The 17440-nt window shown below is 67.8% G+C and carries 19 protein-coding genes and 1 pseudogene; 15 read left to right on the forward strand and 5 right to left on the reverse strand.

What is annotated here, in order from left to right; translation table 11 throughout:
* Positions 1 to 49: 49 nt before the first annotated feature.
* Positions 50 to 793 carry a triose-phosphate isomerase gene (gene tpiA, locus VGL85_RS20110; RefSeq protein WP_331590799.1) on the forward strand — a complete coding sequence of 248 codons (744 nt, stop codon included), beginning with the start codon at positions 50 to 52 and terminating at the stop codon, positions 791 to 793.
* Positions 794 to 854: 61 nt separating this feature from the next.
* On the forward strand, positions 855 to 2486 hold the full coding sequence (locus VGL85_RS20115; protein WP_331590800.1) for a sulfatase-like hydrolase/transferase: 1632 nt from the start codon (positions 855 to 857) through the stop codon (positions 2484 to 2486).
* A gap of 41 nt (positions 2487 to 2527) precedes the next feature.
* On the opposite strand, the gene VGL85_RS20120 is transcribed toward VGL85_RS20115, so the two are convergent.
* Positions 2528 to 2959, reverse strand: coding sequence for a VOC family protein (locus VGL85_RS20120; RefSeq protein ID WP_331590801.1), 432 nt, complete (start codon positions 2957 to 2959; stop codon positions 2528 to 2530).
* Between the two features lie 41 nt (positions 2960 to 3000).
* Positions 3001 to 3540, reverse strand: a complete 540-nt coding sequence (locus VGL85_RS20125) for a GNAT family N-acetyltransferase (RefSeq protein WP_331590802.1) — start codon at positions 3538 to 3540, stop codon at positions 3001 to 3003.
* A gap of 148 nt (positions 3541 to 3688) precedes the next feature.
* On the opposite strand from VGL85_RS20125, the gene secG reads away from it, so the two are divergent.
* The 4 genes from secG to VGL85_RS20145 all read left to right on the forward strand — a co-directional run bounded on the left by secG (position 3689) and on the right by VGL85_RS20145 (position 6710).
* Positions 3689 to 4117 carry a preprotein translocase subunit SecG gene (gene secG, locus VGL85_RS20130; RefSeq protein WP_331590803.1) on the forward strand — a complete coding sequence of 143 codons (429 nt, stop codon included), beginning with the start codon at positions 3689 to 3691 and terminating at the stop codon, positions 4115 to 4117.
* 83 nt (positions 4118 to 4200) lie between these two features.
* Positions 4201 to 5841 (forward strand): CTP synthase, encoded by a 1641-nt coding sequence (locus VGL85_RS20135; protein WP_331590804.1) that lies wholly within the window; start codon positions 4201 to 4203, stop codon positions 5839 to 5841.
* Positions 5842 to 5892: 51 nt separating this feature from the next.
* Positions 5893 to 6336, forward strand: a complete 444-nt coding sequence (locus tag VGL85_RS20140) for a DUF2214 family protein (protein ID WP_331590805.1) — start codon at positions 5893 to 5895, stop codon at positions 6334 to 6336.
* Between the two features lie 8 nt (positions 6337 to 6344).
* Positions 6345 to 6710, forward strand: coding sequence for an MmcQ/YjbR family DNA-binding protein (locus VGL85_RS20145; protein ID WP_331590806.1), 366 nt, complete (start codon positions 6345 to 6347; stop codon positions 6708 to 6710).
* Here the strand turns inward: VGL85_RS20145 and VGL85_RS20150 are convergent.
* Positions 6700 to 7149 carry an MAPEG family protein gene (locus tag VGL85_RS20150; RefSeq protein ID WP_331590807.1) on the reverse strand — a complete coding sequence of 150 codons (450 nt, stop codon included), beginning with the start codon at positions 7147 to 7149 and terminating at the stop codon, positions 6700 to 6702. The genes VGL85_RS20145 and VGL85_RS20150 overlap by 11 nt on opposite strands.
* 116 nt (positions 7150 to 7265) lie before the next feature.
* Here VGL85_RS20150 and rpmF point away from each other — a divergent pair, with 116 nt between their 5' ends.
* From rpmF to lpdA, 9 genes are all read left to right on the forward strand, one after another.
* Entirely contained in the window at positions 7266 to 7448 is a 183-nt protein-coding gene (gene rpmF / locus VGL85_RS20155; RefSeq protein ID WP_331590808.1) for a 50S ribosomal protein L32, read from the forward strand.
* A 124-nt stretch (positions 7449 to 7572) separates the two neighbouring features.
* Entirely contained in the window at positions 7573 to 8850 is a 1278-nt protein-coding gene (eno, locus tag VGL85_RS20160; RefSeq protein ID WP_331590809.1) for a phosphopyruvate hydratase, read from the forward strand.
* A gap of 61 nt (positions 8851 to 8911) precedes the next feature.
* A complete protein-coding gene (locus VGL85_RS20165; RefSeq protein ID WP_331590810.1) occupies positions 8912 to 9208 on the forward strand; it encodes an FtsB family cell division protein in 297 nt (98 codons plus the stop codon).
* Between the two features lie 51 nt (positions 9209 to 9259).
* Positions 9260 to 10381, forward strand: coding sequence for a pyruvate dehydrogenase (acetyl-transferring) E1 component subunit alpha (gene pdhA / locus VGL85_RS20170; protein WP_331590811.1), 1122 nt, complete (start codon positions 9260 to 9262; stop codon positions 10379 to 10381).
* A complete protein-coding gene (locus VGL85_RS20175; RefSeq protein ID WP_331590812.1) occupies positions 10378 to 11769 on the forward strand; it encodes a pyruvate dehydrogenase complex E1 component subunit beta in 1392 nt (463 codons plus the stop codon). Before pdhA ends, VGL85_RS20175 begins: the two co-directional genes overlap by 4 nt.
* Positions 11766 to 12173, forward strand: coding sequence for a GFA family protein (locus VGL85_RS20180; protein WP_331590813.1), 408 nt, complete (start codon positions 11766 to 11768; stop codon positions 12171 to 12173). The genes VGL85_RS20175 and VGL85_RS20180 overlap by 4 nt, the downstream gene beginning before the upstream one ends.
* On the forward strand, positions 12170 to 13528 hold the full coding sequence (locus tag VGL85_RS20185; RefSeq protein WP_331590814.1) for a pyruvate dehydrogenase complex dihydrolipoamide acetyltransferase: 1359 nt from the start codon (positions 12170 to 12172) through the stop codon (positions 13526 to 13528). Before VGL85_RS20180 ends, VGL85_RS20185 begins: the two co-directional genes overlap by 4 nt.
* A gap of 92 nt (positions 13529 to 13620) precedes the next feature.
* On the forward strand, positions 13621 to 14103 hold the full coding sequence (locus VGL85_RS20190; protein WP_331590816.1) for a glutathione peroxidase: 483 nt from the start codon (positions 13621 to 13623) through the stop codon (positions 14101 to 14103).
* Entirely contained in the window at positions 14103 to 15509 is a 1407-nt protein-coding gene (lpdA, locus tag VGL85_RS20195; RefSeq protein ID WP_331590817.1) for a dihydrolipoyl dehydrogenase, read from the forward strand. The genes VGL85_RS20190 and lpdA overlap by 1 nt, the downstream gene beginning before the upstream one ends.
* A gap of 7 nt (positions 15510 to 15516) precedes the next feature.
* Here the strand turns inward: lpdA and VGL85_RS20200 are convergent.
* Positions 15517 to 17073 (reverse strand): annotated as a pseudogene (locus VGL85_RS20200) (AMP-binding protein).
* Positions 17074 to 17172: 99 nt separating this feature from the next.
* Positions 17173 to 17440 (reverse strand): hypothetical protein (locus VGL85_RS20205; RefSeq protein ID WP_331590818.1); only part of this gene is annotated, 268 nt, incomplete at its 5' end.

The raw sequence follows: 17440 nt of genomic DNA on the forward strand, positions 1-17440 counted from the left end.
GGCTTAGCTGCGATCGCGCGGCGTTGGGCCGCGTTTTTCGCGAGGGCCGATGACCGCTCCGACCCCCCTGATCGCCGGCAATTGGAAGATGAACGGCCTGACCGCAGCCCTCGACGAAGCGCGCAAGATCGCGGCCGGCGCGGGGGCCGCGAAAGGCCGGGTGGCGATCTGCCCGCCGGCGACCCTGCTCCAGCGACTGGGTCAGGCGGTGGCGGGATCGGCGGTGCTGACCGGCGGCCAGGACTGCCATCCGGAGCCCGCGGGCGCCTTCACCGGCGACGTAGCAGCCGAGATGCTGGCCGACGCCGGCGCCGCGCTGGTCATCCTGGGCCACTCCGAGCGCCGCGCCGGCCACGCCGAGACCGACGCCCTGGTGGCGAAGAAGGTCCTGGCCGCCCTGCGCGCGGGCCTGGAGCCCATCGTCTGTGTCGGCGAAACCCAGGCGCAGCGCGAGGCCGGACACGCCCTGGAGGTCGTCACAGGGCAGGTGAGGGGCTCCTTGCCGGCCGAACTCAGCGGCAAGGCCTTCTGCGTCGCCTATGAGCCGATCTGGGCCATCGGCACAGGGCTAACGCCCACCACGTCGCAGATCGAGGAGATGCACCGGGCGATCCGCGCCACGCTTCGGGCGACGTTCGGCGCGGCCAGCGATCCGGCGCCCATCCTCTACGGTGGTTCGGTGAAGCCCTCCAACGCCGCCGAGATCCTGCACGCGGCCGAAGTCGGCGGCGCCCTGGTCGGCGGCGCCTCCCTGAAGGCCGACGACTTCCTGGAGATCGCGGCCGCGCTCTAGCCGGCGGCGGGTTTCCAGCACGCGAAATTCGCCGATATCCGGGTTGGCTGGCCGCTCGGCCATGACCTACCACTGCCGCATGGCTTCCACGGCTTCACGACACGACGCGCCCGGGCGCGCCTCCTGGATCAAGGCCGGGCTCATCGCGACATCGATCGCGGCGCTGTCTGCGCCCGCGCAGCTGATGGACCGCGCCCAGGCCGCGACGCCCGAACGGGCCAATGTGATCGTCATCCTGGCCGACGACCTCGGTTACGGCGACCTCTCCGCCTACGGCTCGACCCGCGACCGCACCCCGAACATCGACGCCCTGGCCGCCGGCGGCGTCCGATTCACCAACGGTTACGTCACCCACCCGGTCTGCGCCCCGTCGCGCGCCGGCCTGCTCACCGGCCGCTACCAGGAGCGGTTCGGCTACGAATTCAATCCGCGCGGCCGCGACGCCCGCGAGGGCGTCTCGCTCAGCGAGATCATGCTGCCGAAGGTGATGAAGCAAGCGGGCTACGCCACCGGCATGGTCGGCAAATGGCACCAGGGCCAGCCTGGGCCCTACTATCCCAACGCGCGCGGGTTCGATTCCTACTTCGGCATGGCGGGCGGCGGCTCGGTCTACATCATCGACCCGAAACCGGGCGACGAATTCATCGGCGGCGGTTCGGAGGAGGAGATCGGCGACCTAGCCCGGGCGCGGCCGGACGACGTCGCCGCGCCTAGCGCCAAGCGCCTGGAAGCCGGCCGGGCGCGAGCGCCGATCAGCCGCGATGGCGTCACGGTCCGTGAGGCCGACTACCTCACCGACGCCTTCACCCGCGAGGGCCTCGACTTCATCGACAGGCACAAGGGCGGCCCGTTTTTCCTCTACATGGCCTACAACGCCCCGCACGTGCCCCTGCAGGTCACCAAGAAGTACTACGACCGTTTCCCTGAGATCGCGCGGAAGGACCAACGGATCTACGCCGCCATGGTCTCGGCCCTGGACGACGGGGTGGGCGCCATCGAGGCGAAGCTGAAGGCCGACAAGCTCGATAAGAACACCCTGGTCATCTTCCTCTCCGACAACGGTTGCCCGGACTATGTGCACGGCGCCTGTTCCAACGCGCCCCTGATCGGCTTCAAGCGGACCCATTTCGAGGGTGGGGTGCGGGTGCCCTACATCGTTTCGTGGCCAGGCCACGTTCCCGCTGGCCGGGTGGACGACCGCACGGTCTCCAGCCTCGACATCTTCCCGACCGCGGTCGCCGTGGCGCACGGCAAGCTGCCGACCGACCGGGCCTACGACGGCGTGGACCTGACGCCGTTCCTGACCGGGCGGCGATCCGGCGTTCCCAACCCGACGCTCTACTGGCGCGCCGGCCCGACTTTTGCGATCCGCGACGGCGACTGGAAGATGCTGCTGGTCAACAAGGCCCCGCCCGGCGCCAAGGCGGGCAACGGCGCCACCGCTGCGGTCGCCGCCTCAGACCCGACGACCCAGCCGCCCTATCCGGCCGCCTTTGGCCAGCACGCCATGCTCTACGACCTCAAGGCCAGCCCGACCGAGACGCACAACCTCGCAGCGGGCCAGCCTTCGGTGACGGCGCGCCTGAAAGCCAAGCTCGCCGCCTGGAACAAACGCCTGGGTGTTCCGCAATGGCCCAGCCTCGTGCAGGCGTTCGAGACCTATGACGGGGTGCTGATCCACACCTACGACTAAGGATCTGGCGACTAAGGATCTGGCGACTGAGGATCGGGCGACTAAGGATCCGGCGATCGAGGGCTCGGCGGCCCTTTCAGTTCGACGGTGTTGCCCTCCGGATCGCGGATGTAGAGCGAGAAGCCCTGGCCGTCCGCGCCGTACCGCAAACCCTCTTCGACAACCGCGACGCCATTGGCCGCGAGGTGAGCGCGGATCGCCGCCTCGTCGAACGGGCGGGCCTGCAGGGCGAAGTGATCGAGATTGCGGCCGTCTTCCGCCGGTCCAGCGCCGCCCATCCGGCCCAGTGGGCCGTCGAGGGTGACGAGGTCGATCATCTGGGCGCCCGCGCGGATGTGGGTCAGGCCCAGTTCCGGCCGGTCGCGGTCGACCTGGAGGCCGAGGACGCCCTCGTAGAAGGCCAGCATGGCCGCCTTGTCCTTCACCCGAAGGACGATGTGGTCGACGCCGGCGATCTGGATCGGGTTGGTCATCGGGTACTCCACGCCTGAAGGCGGAGATAGGCGCGCGTGCCCTAGAGCAAAAGCCCGAACACCCGGCAGTCGCGACGCTCGCCGTCGCGCAACACATGGCCGCGCAGCGTGCCTTCCTCCTCGAAGCCCAGCTTTTCCAGCAGCGCGTCGGAGCGGCGGTTGCCCAGGTGGGTGCGGGCCAGCAGGCGCTTCAGGCCTCGGGCACCGGCGTAGGCCAGCACCGCCTGCATGGCTTCCAGCGCATAGCCCTGGCCCCAGGCTTCGCGGCCGAGCAGGAAGCCGACCTCGGCGCGATGGTGGCGCCGATCGATCTCGGAGAGGTCGCAGGTCCCGATGAAGGCCGCCTCGTCCAGGCTCCGAATGGCCCAATAGACGGCGCGATCCTGGGCCATCTCCTCCACTTCGCCCTCGACGATCCGGGCGATCACGTCCGGGTCGTCGATTTCACCGACGTCCCAGAAGGCCATCACCTCGGCGTCGGCCATCAGCGGAAAGATGTGGCGGGTGTCGTCGGCCGTGAGCGGCTCCAGGCGCAGGCGTTCGGTTTCCAGGATCGGCGGCCGGCTGGGATCAGGACTCATGACCATGGGCTATGCTTGCAAGGAGGCTGCGACGCCCTAGCTATGGCCTTACGGGCCTCCCGGTGATAGAGGCCGCCCTTCATTTCGGCAGGCCGCAAAGCGTTTCGGCGCAGCTGTGGTCGGCCGAACGCACGGATTTGGACTTCCAATGCTGATCGGCCTTCTGCTCACCGCCCAGATCATCGTCAGCATCGCGCTCGTCTGCGTGGTGCTGCTGCAGCGCTCGGAGGGCTCGGGCTTCGTGGGCGGCGGCGGTTCGGCCGGGGTGATGTCGGTGCGCGGCGTGGGCGACCTGCTGACCCGCACTACCTGGATCCTGGGCTCGGCCTTCTTCATCATCAGCCTGCTGCTGACCATCCTGGCCGGCCGTGAGCGCGGCGCGTCCTCGGTTGTCGATCGGCTGAAGATCGACAACATCGATCCGTCCACCCTGAACCGTCCGAAGCCCTCGCTCCCGCCGGCCGGGACCGCCCAGCCGGGCGGCCCGCAGAGCGCGCCGGTCCCGCTGCAGGCGCCGACGCCGCAGATCAACAATCCCTTCCTCGGCCAGCAGCCCGCCCAGCCGCCCGCCAAGTAGGGCGCTCTCAGGCTGCACACAAAACGCCGCGCCGCGGTTGATTCCGGCGGCGCGGTTCCGAATCGCTGCTAATCTGGACGCCCATGGCCCGGTACATCTTCATCACCGGCGGCGTGGTCTCCTCATTGGGTAAGGGTCTCGCGTCCGCCGCTCTCGGCGCGCTCCTGCAGGCGCGGGGCTACAAGGTCCGCCTCAGGAAACTCGACCCCTATCTGAACGTCGATCCGGGGACCATGAGCCCCTATCAGCACGGCGAGGTGTTCGTCACCGACGACGGCGCCGAGACCGACCTCGACCTTGGCCACTACGAGCGGTTCACCGGGGTGAACGCCACCAAGGGCGACAACATCACCACGGGCCAGATCTACAAGACGATCATCGAGAAGGAGCGGCGCGGCGACTACCTGGGCGCGACGGTGCAGGTGATCCCGCACGTCACCGGCGAGATCAAGGATTTCGTCCTGGCCGACCCGGGCGAGGGCGTGGACTTCGTGCTGGTCGAGGTCGGCGGCACCGTCGGCGACATCGAGGGCCTGCCGTTCTTCGAGGCGATCCGCCAACTTGGCCAGGAACTGCCGCGCGGCCACGCCTGCTTCATCCACCTGACCCTGCTGCCGTTCATCAAGACGGCCGGGGAGATGAAGACCAAGCCGACCCAGCACTCGGTGAAGGAGCTGCGCTCCATCGGCATCCAGCCGGACATCCTGCTCTGCCGCTGCGAGATGCCGATCCCGGAGGGCGAGCGGAAGAAGCTGGCGCTGTTCTGCAACGTGCGGCCGGGCGCGGTCATCCAGGCGATGGACAGCGCCAACATCTACGCCGTGCCGCTCGACTACCACGCCCAGGGGCTGGACACCGAGGTGCTGGACGTCTTCGGCCTGAAAGACACCGCGCCGGCCCCTGACCTGACGCGCTGGGAGACCATCTCCCACACCCTCAGCCATCCCGATGGCGAGGTGAACATCGCCATCGTCGGCAAGTACACGGCGCTCACCGACGCCTACAAATCCCTGATCGAGGCCCTGACCCACGGCGGCGTCGCCAACGATGTGCGGGTGAAATTCGACTGGATCGAAGGCGAGGCCTTCGAGAAGGACGAGGACCTGATCGGCGAGCGGCTGACCGGCGTTCATGGGGTGCTGGTGCCCGGCGCCTTCGGCGAGCGCGGCTCGGAAGGCATGATCCGCGCGGTGCAGTTCGCCCGCGAACACGCGATCCCCTACTTCGGCATCTGTTTCGGCATGCAGATGGCGATGATCGAGGCGGCGCGGAACCTGGCCGGCATCCGCCAGGCGTCCTCCACCGAGTTCGGCCCCACCTCGGAGCCGATCGTCGGCCTGATGACCGAGTGGGTGAAGGGCAACGACAAGGAACTGCGCGCCGAAGGCGGCGAGCTGGGCGGCACCATGCGCTGCGGCGCCTATGACGCGGTGCTGGCGGCCGGCAGCAAGGTGGCCGCGATCTACGGCGCCCAGACCATCTCAGAGCGCCACCGCCACCGCTATGAAGTGAACATCGGCTACAAGGACGCCATCGAGGCCGCGGGCCTGAAGTTCACCGGCCTGTCGCCCGACGGCGTGCTGCCGGAGCTGTGCGAACGGGCCGACCACCCCTGGTTCGTGGGCGTGCAGTACCACCCCGAGCTGAAGAGCCGGCCCTTCGACCCACACCCGCTGTTCGCCAGCTTCATCGGCGCCGCGCGCACCCGCAGCCGCCTCGTCTAGTTGACGCCGCCGCCGGACAATGGGCTCCTCCGGTAGGGGGAAGGCTCAACCATGCTCGACCTGGTCCTGGCGATCGCGCACCACGTCCTGGTGTTCGCCCTGTTCGGCGTGCTGTTCGGCGAGATCGTGATGGTGCGCAGGGGCGTCGACCTGGCGACCATCACCCGGGTGGGGCGCATCGACCTGATGTATGGCGCGCTCGCCGGCCTGATCGTGGTGGTCGGCTTCGGCCGCGCGGTGTTCGCCGCCAAGGGCTGGGCCTACTATTCGCACAACCTCTTCTTCCACCTGAAGATCGCGACCTTCGTGGTCGTGGGCCTGCTGTCGATCCCGCCGACCGTCGCCTACATCCGCTGGCGCCGGGCCGGCCAAGCGCCCAGCGACGCCCAGGTGGCCGGCGTGCGCAGATGGCTGCTGGCCGAGCTGGTGCTGTTCGCCTTCATCCCGGCCTTCGCCGCCGCCATGGCGCGCGGCTATGGCGAGTTCCGCGGCTGACGAACGCCATGACGCCCAAGGACCTGCGCCGCCTCGCGCTCGCCCTGCCGCAAGCCTACGAGGATGTCCACCGCCGGCGCCCAGCCTTCCGCGTGGAGAAGAAGATCTTCGCCATGCTGGGCGTGACGGGTAACGCCGCGCTCTTCACCGCGCTCGGCTGGGACAATGTCGCCGTGGTCAAGCTGGAGCGCGAAGACCAGCTCAACATGGCGGCCGAATACCCGGATGCGGTCCAGCCCACCGAGACCTACGGCCACCATGGCTGGACCTACCTGCGGCTGGAGGCGCTGGATGGGCCGACGCTGGCGCTGATCCTGCGCCTGGCCTGGACCCACGTCGCGCCGAAGCGCCTGTCGAAGGCGCTCAGCGGATGAAGAACAGCGCCCAGTAGACGGTCAGCACCACATTGCTGGTCGCGAACGGGATCAGGCGGTGCATGACATTGTTGTAGGTGAGGTGGATCAGCGAGTGGACGATGCGCAAGCCGACGTAGAGCCAGGCCACGCCCAGCACGACGGCGTCCACCTTGCCGGCCACGAAGAACATCAGGCTGCCGACGTAGAACAGCACCGGTAGCTCCAGCAGGTTCATGTAGTTGCGGTTGGGGATCGAGACGTGGCCGGGCACGTTGGCCGACTCGCCGAACTTGAAATCGTCGCGGACGATCTGTCCCGCCGCGCCGGCCCGGAACCGGCGGATCGGGATCAGGATCAGCACGGCGAAGGTGAGGAAGGCCAACGCCCCCATCGGCGCGAAGATCAGATGCTGGTCCATGTGGTCGCCCCCGGCCAGGTTGTTATCGGCAGATTGCACCGGTCTAGCTTGATCGGCGAGGGGGTTTCGGGCATAAGCCCGCGCTCACGTCGGCGACCCCGTTTCGCCGGCCCTCATTCCACGCCTCCAGGCGTCCGCGCTAAAGAGATCCTCCGATGGCTGTTCCCAAACGCAAAACCTCGCCTTCGCGGCGGAACATGCGGCGTTCGCATCACGCGCTCGGCGCCAACGCCTATGTGGAAGACAAGGAAACCGGCGAGCTGAAGCGCCCGCACCACGTCGACCTGAAGACCGGCATGTACAAGGGCCGCCAGGTCCTGACGCCGAAGGAAGACTAGGTCCCCACAAGGATGCGCGAATTTCGAAGCGCCGGTCGCTGCCCAGCGGCCGGCGTTTTCGTTGCCGGAACGACCGAAGGTGGCTAAGCCTCGCCGCGCCCCGACAGCGCCGCAGAGGACCCCCATGACCGAGATCGTCGACATCAACGCCCGCGAGATCCTCGACAGCCGCGGCAATCCGACGGTGGAGGTTGACGTGGTGCTGGAGGACGGCTCCATGGGCCGCGCGGCGGTGCCGTCCGGGGCCTCGACCGGCGCCCATGAGGCGGTGGAGAAGCGCGACGGCGACAAGTCCCGCTATGGCGGCAAGGGCGTGCTGCAGGCGGTCGACGCGGTGAACGGCGAGATCTATGACGCGCTGGCCGGAACCGACGCCGAGGACCAGCGCCGGCTGGACCGGATGCTGATCGACCTCGACGGCACGGCGAACAAGTCGCGCCTCGGCGCTAACGCCATCCTGGGGGTCAGCCTGGCGGCGGCCAAGGCGGCGGCGAGTTCGGCCGCGTTGCCGCTCTACAAATACGTCGGCGGGGTCTCGGCCCGCGTGCTGCCGACCCCGATGATGAACATCATCAACGGCGGGGCCCACGCCGACAATCCGATCGATATCCAGGAGTTCATGATCCTGCCCACCGGCGCGGACAGCTTCGCCGAGGGCCTGCGCATGGGCTCGGAGATCTTCCACGCGCTGAAGGCCCAGCTTCACGCGGCCGGCCACAACACCAACGTCGGCGACGAGGGCGGCTTCGCCCCCAACATCGGCTCGGCCGAAGAAGCGCTGGGCTTCATCGTCAAGGCCGGCGAGAAAGCCGGCTACAAGGCGGGCAAGGACTTCGTCCTGGGCCTGGACGCGGCGGCCACCGAGTTCTTCAAGGGCGGCAACTACGTCATGGCAGGCGAGGGCAAGACCTTCGATTCGGCCGGGATGGTCGCCTACCTGGCCGACCTGGTGGCCAAGTTCCCGATCGTCACCATCGAGGACGGCTGCGCCGAGGACGATCTGGACGGCTGGAAGCTGCTCACCGACAAGCTGGGCGGCATGGTCCAGATCGTCGGCGACGACCTGTTCGTCACCAATTCCAGGCGTCTGGCCATGGGCATCGAGAAGGGCCTGGCCAACTCCATCCTGGTGAAGGTCAACCAGATCGGCACCCTGTCGGAGACGTTGGACGCGGTGGATATGGCCCACCGCGCCGCCTACACCGCGGTGATGAGCCACCGCTCCGGGGAGACCGAGGACTCGACCATCGCCGACCTGGCCGTCGCCACCAACTGCGGGCAGATCAAGACCGGCTCGCTCAGCCGCTCCGACCGCACGGCCAAGTACAACCAGCTGCTGCGCATCGAGGAGGAGCTGGGCGACCAGGCGATCTACGCCGGCCGATCGGCCCTCAAGCGCTGAGATTTAAGGCCGCGGTAACCATAGAGGCGCGATCAAGGCGGCTCTACTCCAGGGATTCGCCGTGCTCGCGCTTCTTCGTCCGTATTTGCCGACCGCGCTGCTCGTCCTGCTCATCATCTATTTCGCGCTCAGCGCCCTGACCGGCGACCGTGGGCTGTTGTCGGCCGACCAGCGCGACGAGACCCTGATCGCCAAGACCCGGGAGCTGGCCCAGCTCGAGCGCCAGCGCCAGGATCTGGAAACCCGCGCCCGCCTGCTGCGCGACACCAGCCTTTCCGCCGAGCTCCTGGAGGAAAGGGCGCGGTCCCTGCTAGGCTTCGCCGATCCGAGGGACTATGTGATCCGCATGAAGCCCTGAGGCCTCTCGCAGGTTCTTTAGAGGCGCCCTAGGACGATCCAGGAGAGACGCATGGCGCGTGAGCAGACCGGCGCGGCCGGTCGGCGGAGAGCCACCAACCCGGACGCAAAGGGGAGCGCCGACGCCAGGCTGGCGGCGAAAGCCCCCGATACCGAAGCAAAAAGGGGCGGCGGCCGGAACGAAGGCAGCAAGGACGAGCTGCTCCAATACTACCGGGACATGTTGCTGATCCGCCGCTTCGAGGAGCGGGCCGGCCAGCTCTATGGCATGGGCCTGATCGGCGGCTTCTGCCACCTCTACATCGGCCAGGAAGCCATCGCGGTCGGGGTCCAGGCGGCCCAGAAACCCGGCGACCAGGTGATCACCGGCTACCGCGAGCACGGCCACATGCTGGCCTGCGGCATGGATCCCAAGGAAGTGATGGCCGAGCTCACCGGCCGGGCCACCGGCTCGTCCAGGGGCAAGGGCGGCTCGATGCACATGTTCTCGACCGCCGCCGAGTTCTACGGCGGCCACGGCATCGTCGGCGCCCAGGTCAGCCTCGGCACCGGCATCGCCATGGCCAACCGCTACCGCGACGACAAGCGGGTGTGCTTCACCTACTTCGGCGACGGCGCGGCCAACCAGGGCCAGGTCTACGAGAGCTTCAACATGGCCGAGCTCTGGAGCCTGCCGGTCGTCTACGTCATCGAGAACAACCAGTACGCCATGGGCACCTCCATCGACCGCTCCTCGGCCGAGACCCATCTCTACAAGCGCGGCGCCTCTTTCCGCATCCCGGGCGAGGCGGTGGACGGCATGGACGTGCTGGCGGTGCGCGCCGCCGCCGAGAAGGCCGCCGAGCACGCCCGTTCGGGCAAGGGCCCCTACATCCTGGAGATGAAGACCTACCGCTACCGCGGCCACTCCATGAGCGACCCGGCCAAGTACCGCACGCGCGAGGAGGTGGACGAGGTCAGGAAGACCCGCGACCCCATCGACCACATCGAGGAGATGCTGGAGACGCGCGGCTTCGCCGACGAGGCGGCGCTGAAGGCCATCGACGCGGAGGTGAAGCGCATCGTCGCCGACGCCGCCGAATTCGCCCGCACCAGCCCCGAGCCCGACCCGAGCGAGCTCTACACCGATGTCTATACGAACATCGTCCAGGAGCCCTCCGAGGTGACGGCATGACGGACGTCCTGATGCCGGCGCTCTCTCCGACCATGGAGGAGGGCACGCTCACCAAGTGGCACGTTAAGAAGGGCGACAAGGTCCGCTCGGGCGACGTGATCGCCGAGATCGAGACCGACAAGGCCACCATGGAGGTGGAGGCCGTCGACGAGGGCGTGGTCGAGGAGATCCTGGTGCCGGAAGGCGCCGAGGAGGTGAAGGTCAACACCCCGATCGCGCGCCTGTCCGGCGACGACGCCGGCGCCGCCGCGCCGAAGGCGGAGCCCAAAACCGAAGCGCCGCACGCCGAGGACCCGCAACCGGCCTCGCGCGCCGAGGCCAAGGGCGATCCGGTCCGCGCGGCGCCGAAAGCCGCCCCGGCGCCGGTCCAGACGCTGAAGGATCCCGACCTCCCGGACGGGGTGAAGCTGGTGAAGGTCACCGTGCGTGACGCCCTGCGCGACGCCATGGCCGAGGAGATGCGCCGCGACCCGGACGTCTTCCTGATGGGCGAGGAAGTCGCTCAGTACCAGGGCGCCTACAAGGTCAGTCGCGACCTGCTGCAGGAATTCGGCGAGCGCCGGGTGATCGACACCCCGATCACCGAATACGGCTTCGCCGGCGTCGGCGTCGGCGCGGCCATGGCCGGCCTGAAGCCCATTGTCGAGTTCATGACCTTCAACTTCGCGATGCAGGCCATTGATCATATTATCAATTCAGCCGGCAAGACGCTCTACATGTCGGGCGGCCAGATCAAGACCTCCATCGTCTTCCGCGGGCCCAACGGGGCGGCGGCGCGGGTGGGCGCCCAGCACAGCCAGGACTACGCCGCCTGGTACGGCCACGTGCCCGGCCTGAAGGTCATCGCGCCCTACGACGCGGCCGACGCCAAGGGCCTTTTGAAAGCCGCGATCCGTGACCCGAACCCCGTCGTCTTCCTCGAAAACGAGATGATGTACGGCCACGAGTTCGACGTGCCGGAGGATATCGATTGGGTCTTGCCGATCGGCAAGGCCAAGGTTCGCCGCGAGGGGAGCGACGTGACGCTGGTGTCCTATTCGCGGCCCGTGGGCTTCTGCCTGGAAGCGGCGGAGAAACTGGCCGCCGAGGGGATCGAGGCCGAGGTCATCGACCTGCGCACCATCCGCCCGATGGACATCGACACGGTCGTCGAGAGCGTGAAGAAGACCAATCGGCTGGTGACGGTGGAGGAAGGCTGGGGCCCGATGGGCGTCGGCGCCGAAATCGCCGCCAAGGTGACGGAGCTCGCCTTCGACTACCTGGACGCGCCGCCCATGCGCGTCCACCAGGAAGACGTGCCGCTGCCCTACGCCGCCAACCTGGAGGCATTGTCGCTGCCCTCGGTCGACAAGATCGTGAAGGCGGCCAAGGCGGTCAGCTACAAATGAGCGAGACGCCCTTCACCTGGCGCGCGGGCGGCTGCCATTGCGGCGGGGTGCGCTTCGAGGCGGCCCTGCCGGCCGTGGTCGAGGCGCAGAGCTGCAACTGCTCCATGTGCGCCAAGACCGGCTTCATCCACATCATCGTGCCGGAAAGCCGCTTCCGCATCACCAGGGGCGCCGAGCGGCTGGTCGAATACACCTTCAACACCCGGGTGGCGAAGCACCTGTTCTGCGCCGACTGTGGGATCAAGGGCTTCTATCGGCCGCGCTCCAATCCCGATGGCTGGAGCGTCAACGCCCGCTGCCTCGATAGCACCGAGGGGTTCGAGCTGAAGATCGAGGCCTTCGACGGCCAGAACTGGGAAGCCAACGCCCACGGCCTGGCGCATCTGTCCAAGGAGCCCGCATGAGCATCGACATCCTCATGCCGGCCCTGTCTCCGACCATGGAGGAGGGCACGCTCGCCAAGTGGCACGTGAAGAAGGGCGACGCGGTGCGCTCCGGCGACGTGATCGCCGAGATCGAGACCGACAAAGCCACCATGGAGGTGGAGGCTGTCGACGAGGGCACGATCGAGGAACTTCTGGTGCCGGAGGGCACGGAGGGCGTGAAGGTCAATGCGCCGATCGCGCGGCTGAGCGGCGAGGATGCGGGAGCCTCGACAGCGCCGGCTCCGAAAGCTAGCTCCTCCCCTGAACCGAAGAGTTCGGAGGAGGTGTCACCGAAGGTGACGGAGGGGGCCAAGGCCCCGACCGCCGCGCCACCCCCTCCGTCGGCTTCGCCGCCACCTCCCCCGCAGGCGGGTGAGGAGCGGAAAGCGTCGGCGCAACGGGATGGCCAGCGCATCTTCGCCTCGCCGCTGGCCCGGCGGATCGCCGAGCAGAAGGGCCTGGATCTTTCCGCCATGAAGGGTTCCGGTCCGCACGGGCGGATCGTCAAGGCCGACGTCGACACCGCCCAGCCGGGGCAGACGAAGGCTCCGGCCGCCGCGCCAGCGGGCGCCCCGCAAGCCGCGCCTGCGGCCCAGGCGCAACGCCAGCCGCAATCGCTGGAGCACTACGGCATCGCGGCCGGCAGCTACGACCTCATCCCGCTGGACGGCATGCGAAAGACCGTGGCGCGGCGGATGACCGACAGCTTCCGCGACGTGCCGCACTTCCCGCTGAACCTCGACATCGAGATCGACGCCCTGCTGGCCGCCCGGGCCAAGATCAACGCCATGCTGGAGAAGTCCGGCGGCGGGAAGGTCAGCGTCAACGACATGGTGATCAAGGCCGCCGCGGTGGCCCTGAAGCAGGTGCCGGAAGCCAACGCCTCCTACACGCCCGAAGGCATCGCCATGCACCACCATGCCGACATCTCCATGGCCGTGGCCGTGCCGGGCGGGCTGATCACGCCGATCATCTTCAAGGCCGAGACCAAGGGCCTATCGCAGATCGCCGCGGAGGCCAAGGACCTGGCCGAGCGGGCGCGGACCAAGAAGCTCAAGCCCGAGGAATTCCAGGGCGGCACCTTCTCGATCTCCAACCTCGGCATGTTCGGCATCAAGTCCTTCGCCTCGATCATCAACGAGCCGCAGGGCGCGATCCTGTCAGTGGGCGCGGGCGAGAAGCGGCCGGTGGTGAAGGGCGATCAGCTGGCGATCGCCACGGTGATGAGCGTCACGCTCACCTGCGACCATCGGGTGGTCGACGGCGCGACCGGCGCCCGCTTCCTGGCGGCGCTGAAGCCGCTCCTGGAAGACCCCATCAACATGATCGTCTGAACCTCTTCCCGCCGCTCACCCCGGCGAAAGCCGGGGCCCAGGCGGCGATTCAGTATGGATCCCGGCTTTCGCCGGGACGAGCGGAGCAAAGAATGGCCGCAAGCTTCTATGACTTCAGCGCTGAAACGCTTGATGGTCGCTCGGCGCCACTGGCCGACTATCGCGACAAGGTGGTGCTGGTGGTGAACACCGCCAGCAAGTGCGGCTTCACCCCGCAGTATGCCGGACTGGAGGCGCTCTACACCAAGTACCGCGACAAGGGCTTCACGGTGCTGGGTTTCCCCTGCAACCAGTTCGGGGCGCAGGAGCCGGGGAATGCCGAGGAGATCGCCAACTTCTGCTCGCTGACCTACGACGTCGACTTCCCGATGATGAAGAAGATCGACGTGAACGGCCCGGCCACGCATCCGCTCTACGCCTGGCTGAAGCACGAGAAGAAGGGCCTCTTGGGCTCCGAAGGTATCAAGTGGAACTTCACCAAGTTCCTGGTCGACCGTAGCGGCAAGGTCGTGGCCAGGTTTGCGCCCACCGAAACGCCGCAGTCCCTGCAAGGCGCCATCGAGGCGGTGCTCTGATGGCTGACAGTTTCGACGTGGTGATCGTGGGCTCCGGCCCGGGCGGCTATGTCACCGCGATCCGCGCCAGCCAGCTCGGCATGAAGGTCGCCATCGTAGAGCGCGAGCTGCTGGGCGGCATCTGCCTGAACTGGGGCTGCATTCCCACCAAGGCGCTCTTGAAGAGCGGCGAGGTCTACGAACAGCTCGGTCACCTGGGCAACTATGGGCTGTCGGTGGAAGGTCGAAAGTTCGATTTCGACGGGGTCGTAAGGCGCTCGCGCAAGGTCTCGGCGCAGCTCAATTCCGGCGTCGCCTTCCTGATGAAGAAGCACAAGGTCGAGGTGGTCGAGGGGACGGCTAGGCTGGAAAAAGGGCAGGGCGCCCCGAAGGTCGTGGTGGCCCTGAAGGCCGGCGGGTCGCAGACCCTGACAGCCAAGTCCGTGATCCTGGCGACCGGGGCCCGGGCGCGCACCATCCCGGCCATCGGCCTGGAACCCGACGGCGAACGGGTCTGGACCTATCGCGAGGCCCTGGTCCCCAAGGCGGCGCCCAAGAGCCTGATCGTCATCGGCTCCGGCGCCATCGGCATCGAATTCGCGAGCTTCTTCCGCGCCCTGGGCTCTGATGTGACGGTGATCGAGGCCTTGCCGCGCATCCTGCCGGTCGAGGACGAGGAGGTTTCCAAGGCCGCCCATAAGGCCTTCGAGAAACGCGGCCTGAAATTCCGCGTGCCCGCTGCTGTCAAGAAGCTCAGCAAGACCAAGGGCGGCGTGGCTGTCGAGATCGAGGCCGAGGGCAAGACCGAAACCCTGGAGGCCGACGTCTGCATCGTGGCCGTGGGCATCGTCGGCAATGTCGAGGACCTGGGCCTGGAGGCCCTGGGGGTGAAGGTCGAGAAGACTCACGTGGTGGTCGACAAGCACGGCGCGACCGGCGTGCCCGGCCTCTACGCTATCGGCGACGTCGCCGGCCCGCCCTGGCTCGCCCACAAGGCCAGCCACGAGGGCGTCCACTGCATCGAACACATCGCCGGCCTGAAGCCGACCAACATCGAAAGCCCGATCCCGGGCTGCACCTATTCGACGCCGCAGGTGGCCTCGGTGGGGCTTACCGAAGCCCAGGCCAAGGAACAGGGCCGCGATCCCAAGGTCGGCCGCTTTCCGTTCCGCGTGAACGGCAAGGCCATCGCCGCCGGCGAGACCGAAGGCTTCGTCAAGACGGTGTTCGACGGCAAGACCGGCGCCCTGATCGGCGCCCACATGATCGGCGGCGAGGTCACCGAGATGATCCAGGGCTTCACGCTCGCCATGACGCTCGAAGCCACCGAGGCAGAGCTGCAGGCCACCGTCTTCCCGCATCCGACCATGAGCGAGGCCATGCACGAGGCCTCCCTCGACGCCTACGGCATGGTGCTGCACATCTGAGGTGAGCTTAAGCCGCCCGGCGCAGCTCTGCGTCGACGATGCGCTGCAGGGCCACGTAGTCGGTCTTGCCGGTGCCGAGCACCGGGATTTCCTGGACCTTGATGATCTTGCGTGGGACGGCGATCTCCGGCGCGCCGATCGACTGGGCGTGGTGGATCAAGGGGCCGGCGTCGGCCTCGCGCCAGTCGGTGACCAGGATCAACCGCTCGCCCTTCTTCGGATCGGGCATCGAGACCACGGCGTGGCGCGCATCCGGCCAGACGGCGCAGGCCAGGTCCTCGGCGGCGGTCAGCGAGACCATCTCGCCGCCCACCTTGGCGAAGCGTTTCACCCGACCCTTGATCTTGATCCAGTTGTCCTCGGAGATGGAGACCACGTCGCCGGTGTCGTGCCAGCCGTCGGCCGGCGGCTCGATCGCCCCGTCCGGTTTCAGATAGCCGGCCATCACATTGGGTCCACGGACCTAGAGTTTGCCCCCGCCGGGAATGCCTTCCACCGGCTCCAGCCGCACCTCCATGCCCGGCAGCAGGCCGCCCACGGTGCCGCGGCGGTTGTCGGCGGGCTTGTTGACCGCGATCACCGGCGAGGCCTCGGTGGCGCCATAGCCTTCCAGCACGGGAACCGCACCGAACCGCTCGGCGATCAGGTTGTGGGTTTCCTCACGCACCTTCTCCGCCCCGCAGACGATGAACTCCAGGCCGCTCAGTTCGTCGCGATCCGCCGAGCGGGCGTACTGGTTCACGAAGGTGTCAGTGGCGAGCAGCACCGAGGCCTTGGTGTCCTTGATCAGCGGCGGGATCTGCTTGATGTGCAGCGGCGAGGGATATTGGAAGGCCTTCATGCCGGTCATGATCGGCAGCAGCACACCGGCCGTCAGGCCGAAGCAGTGGAAGGTGGGCAGGGGGTTGAAGAACACCCAGGCCGGATCCAGCGGGATGTGGGCCGCCACCTGATGGACGTTGGTCAGCAGATTGGCCTGGCTCAGCACCACGCCCTTGGGCGCGCCGAAGCTTCCGGAAGTAAACAGGATCACGCCGGGGTCGCCGGGCTTGCTGGCCGCACGGAACTGCTTGGGGAAGGTCGCGGCCGTCGCGGCGAACAGCTTGTCGGCGGTTCCCACCGTGGCGCGGACGTCTTCCAGATAGGTGACAGTGGTCAGCGTCTCCAGGGCGTCGATCAGGTCGTGCAGCTTGCCCTGCTCGACGAAGCGGTGGGAGGTCAGCACCCGCTTGACCCCGGCCAGCTCGCAGGCGGCCTTCAGGTTGCGGATGCCGGCGGTGAAGTTGAGCATGGCCGGCGTGCGGCCGAAGGCGTGCAGGGCGAAGAAGGTGACCGCCGCGGCCGAACTGGCCGGCAGCATGATCGCCACCCGCTCGCCCGGCTTGGTCATGGCGGCGATCTTGCGCCCGAGCGCGAAGGCGGCGCGGATCAGGTCGGTGTAGCTCAGCGGATTGCGTTCCTGGTCCTCCAGGATCGGCTTCTTGGCGCCGTAGGTCTGGCGCGCCTCGACCAGGGCGTCGAACAGGTTGGTCTGCGCCTGGCGGGCGTCGAAGGTGCGCGGCAAGAGCCTCCGCCTTCCAGTCTTGTTGTCGTTGCAGCGAGCCTACCGGCTGGTCACGGGGATGAAAAGATTGGTCACGGAGCGTGACAGGCGGGCTCCCGGTCAGGTCGCCGGCGCGATTGCGGTGTGCTGCGAATAGAGCGCCCGCCAATGGCCGCCCACAAAGACGAAGAGATCCATAGAGATGTCCTTGTCCCCATGGTGCCGCACGAGGGCGGTGTCGCCGACCAACTTGATCGTCGAACTGGCGGGCAGGGGCGAGGCGTGCTCGCCCGGATGTTGGGCGGCGTAGTTCATCGCCAGGCTGACGATCTCTCCCTTCGTGCGATCCTTACCAGCGGCGCCCACCGAGACGTAGGCGGTGTCCAGC

Origin of the sequence: Phenylobacterium sp., assembly GCF_036501465.1 — a bacterium.
Classification (GTDB): domain Bacteria; phylum Pseudomonadota; class Alphaproteobacteria; order Caulobacterales; family Caulobacteraceae; genus Phenylobacterium.

Coding starts and splice junctions, on each gene's coding strand:
- tpiA (WP_331590799.1), top strand. CDS start 50: ATGACCGCTCCGACCCCCCTGATCGCCGGCAATTGGAAGATGAACGGC.
- VGL85_RS20115 (WP_331590800.1), top strand. CDS start 855: ATGACCTACCACTGCCGCATGGCTTCCACGGCTTCACGACACGACGCG.
- VGL85_RS20120 (WP_331590801.1), bottom strand. CDS start 2,959: ATGACCAACCCGATCCAGATCGCCGGCGTCGACCACATCGTCCTTCGG.
- VGL85_RS20125 (WP_331590802.1), bottom strand. CDS start 3,540: ATGAGTCCTGATCCCAGCCGGCCGCCGATCCTGGAAACCGAACGCCTG.
- secG (WP_331590803.1), top strand. CDS start 3,689: ATGCTGATCGGCCTTCTGCTCACCGCCCAGATCATCGTCAGCATCGCG.
- VGL85_RS20135 (WP_331590804.1), top strand. CDS start 4,201: ATGGCCCGGTACATCTTCATCACCGGCGGCGTGGTCTCCTCATTGGGT.
- VGL85_RS20140 (WP_331590805.1), top strand. CDS start 5,893: ATGCTCGACCTGGTCCTGGCGATCGCGCACCACGTCCTGGTGTTCGCC.
- VGL85_RS20145 (WP_331590806.1), top strand. CDS start 6,345: ATGACGCCCAAGGACCTGCGCCGCCTCGCGCTCGCCCTGCCGCAAGCC.
- rpmF (WP_331590808.1), top strand. CDS start 7,266: ATGGCTGTTCCCAAACGCAAAACCTCGCCTTCGCGGCGGAACATGCGG.
- eno (WP_331590809.1), top strand. CDS start 7,573: ATGACCGAGATCGTCGACATCAACGCCCGCGAGATCCTCGACAGCCGC.
- pdhA (WP_331590811.1), top strand. CDS start 9,260: ATGGCGCGTGAGCAGACCGGCGCGGCCGGTCGGCGGAGAGCCACCAAC.
- VGL85_RS20175 (WP_331590812.1), top strand. CDS start 10,378: ATGACGGACGTCCTGATGCCGGCGCTCTCTCCGACCATGGAGGAGGGC.
- VGL85_RS20180 (WP_331590813.1), top strand. CDS start 11,766: ATGAGCGAGACGCCCTTCACCTGGCGCGCGGGCGGCTGCCATTGCGGC.
- VGL85_RS20185 (WP_331590814.1), top strand. CDS start 12,170: ATGAGCATCGACATCCTCATGCCGGCCCTGTCTCCGACCATGGAGGAG.
- VGL85_RS20190 (WP_331590816.1), top strand. CDS start 13,621: ATGGCCGCAAGCTTCTATGACTTCAGCGCTGAAACGCTTGATGGTCGC.
- lpdA (WP_331590817.1), top strand. CDS start 14,103: ATGGCTGACAGTTTCGACGTGGTGATCGTGGGCTCCGGCCCGGGCGGC.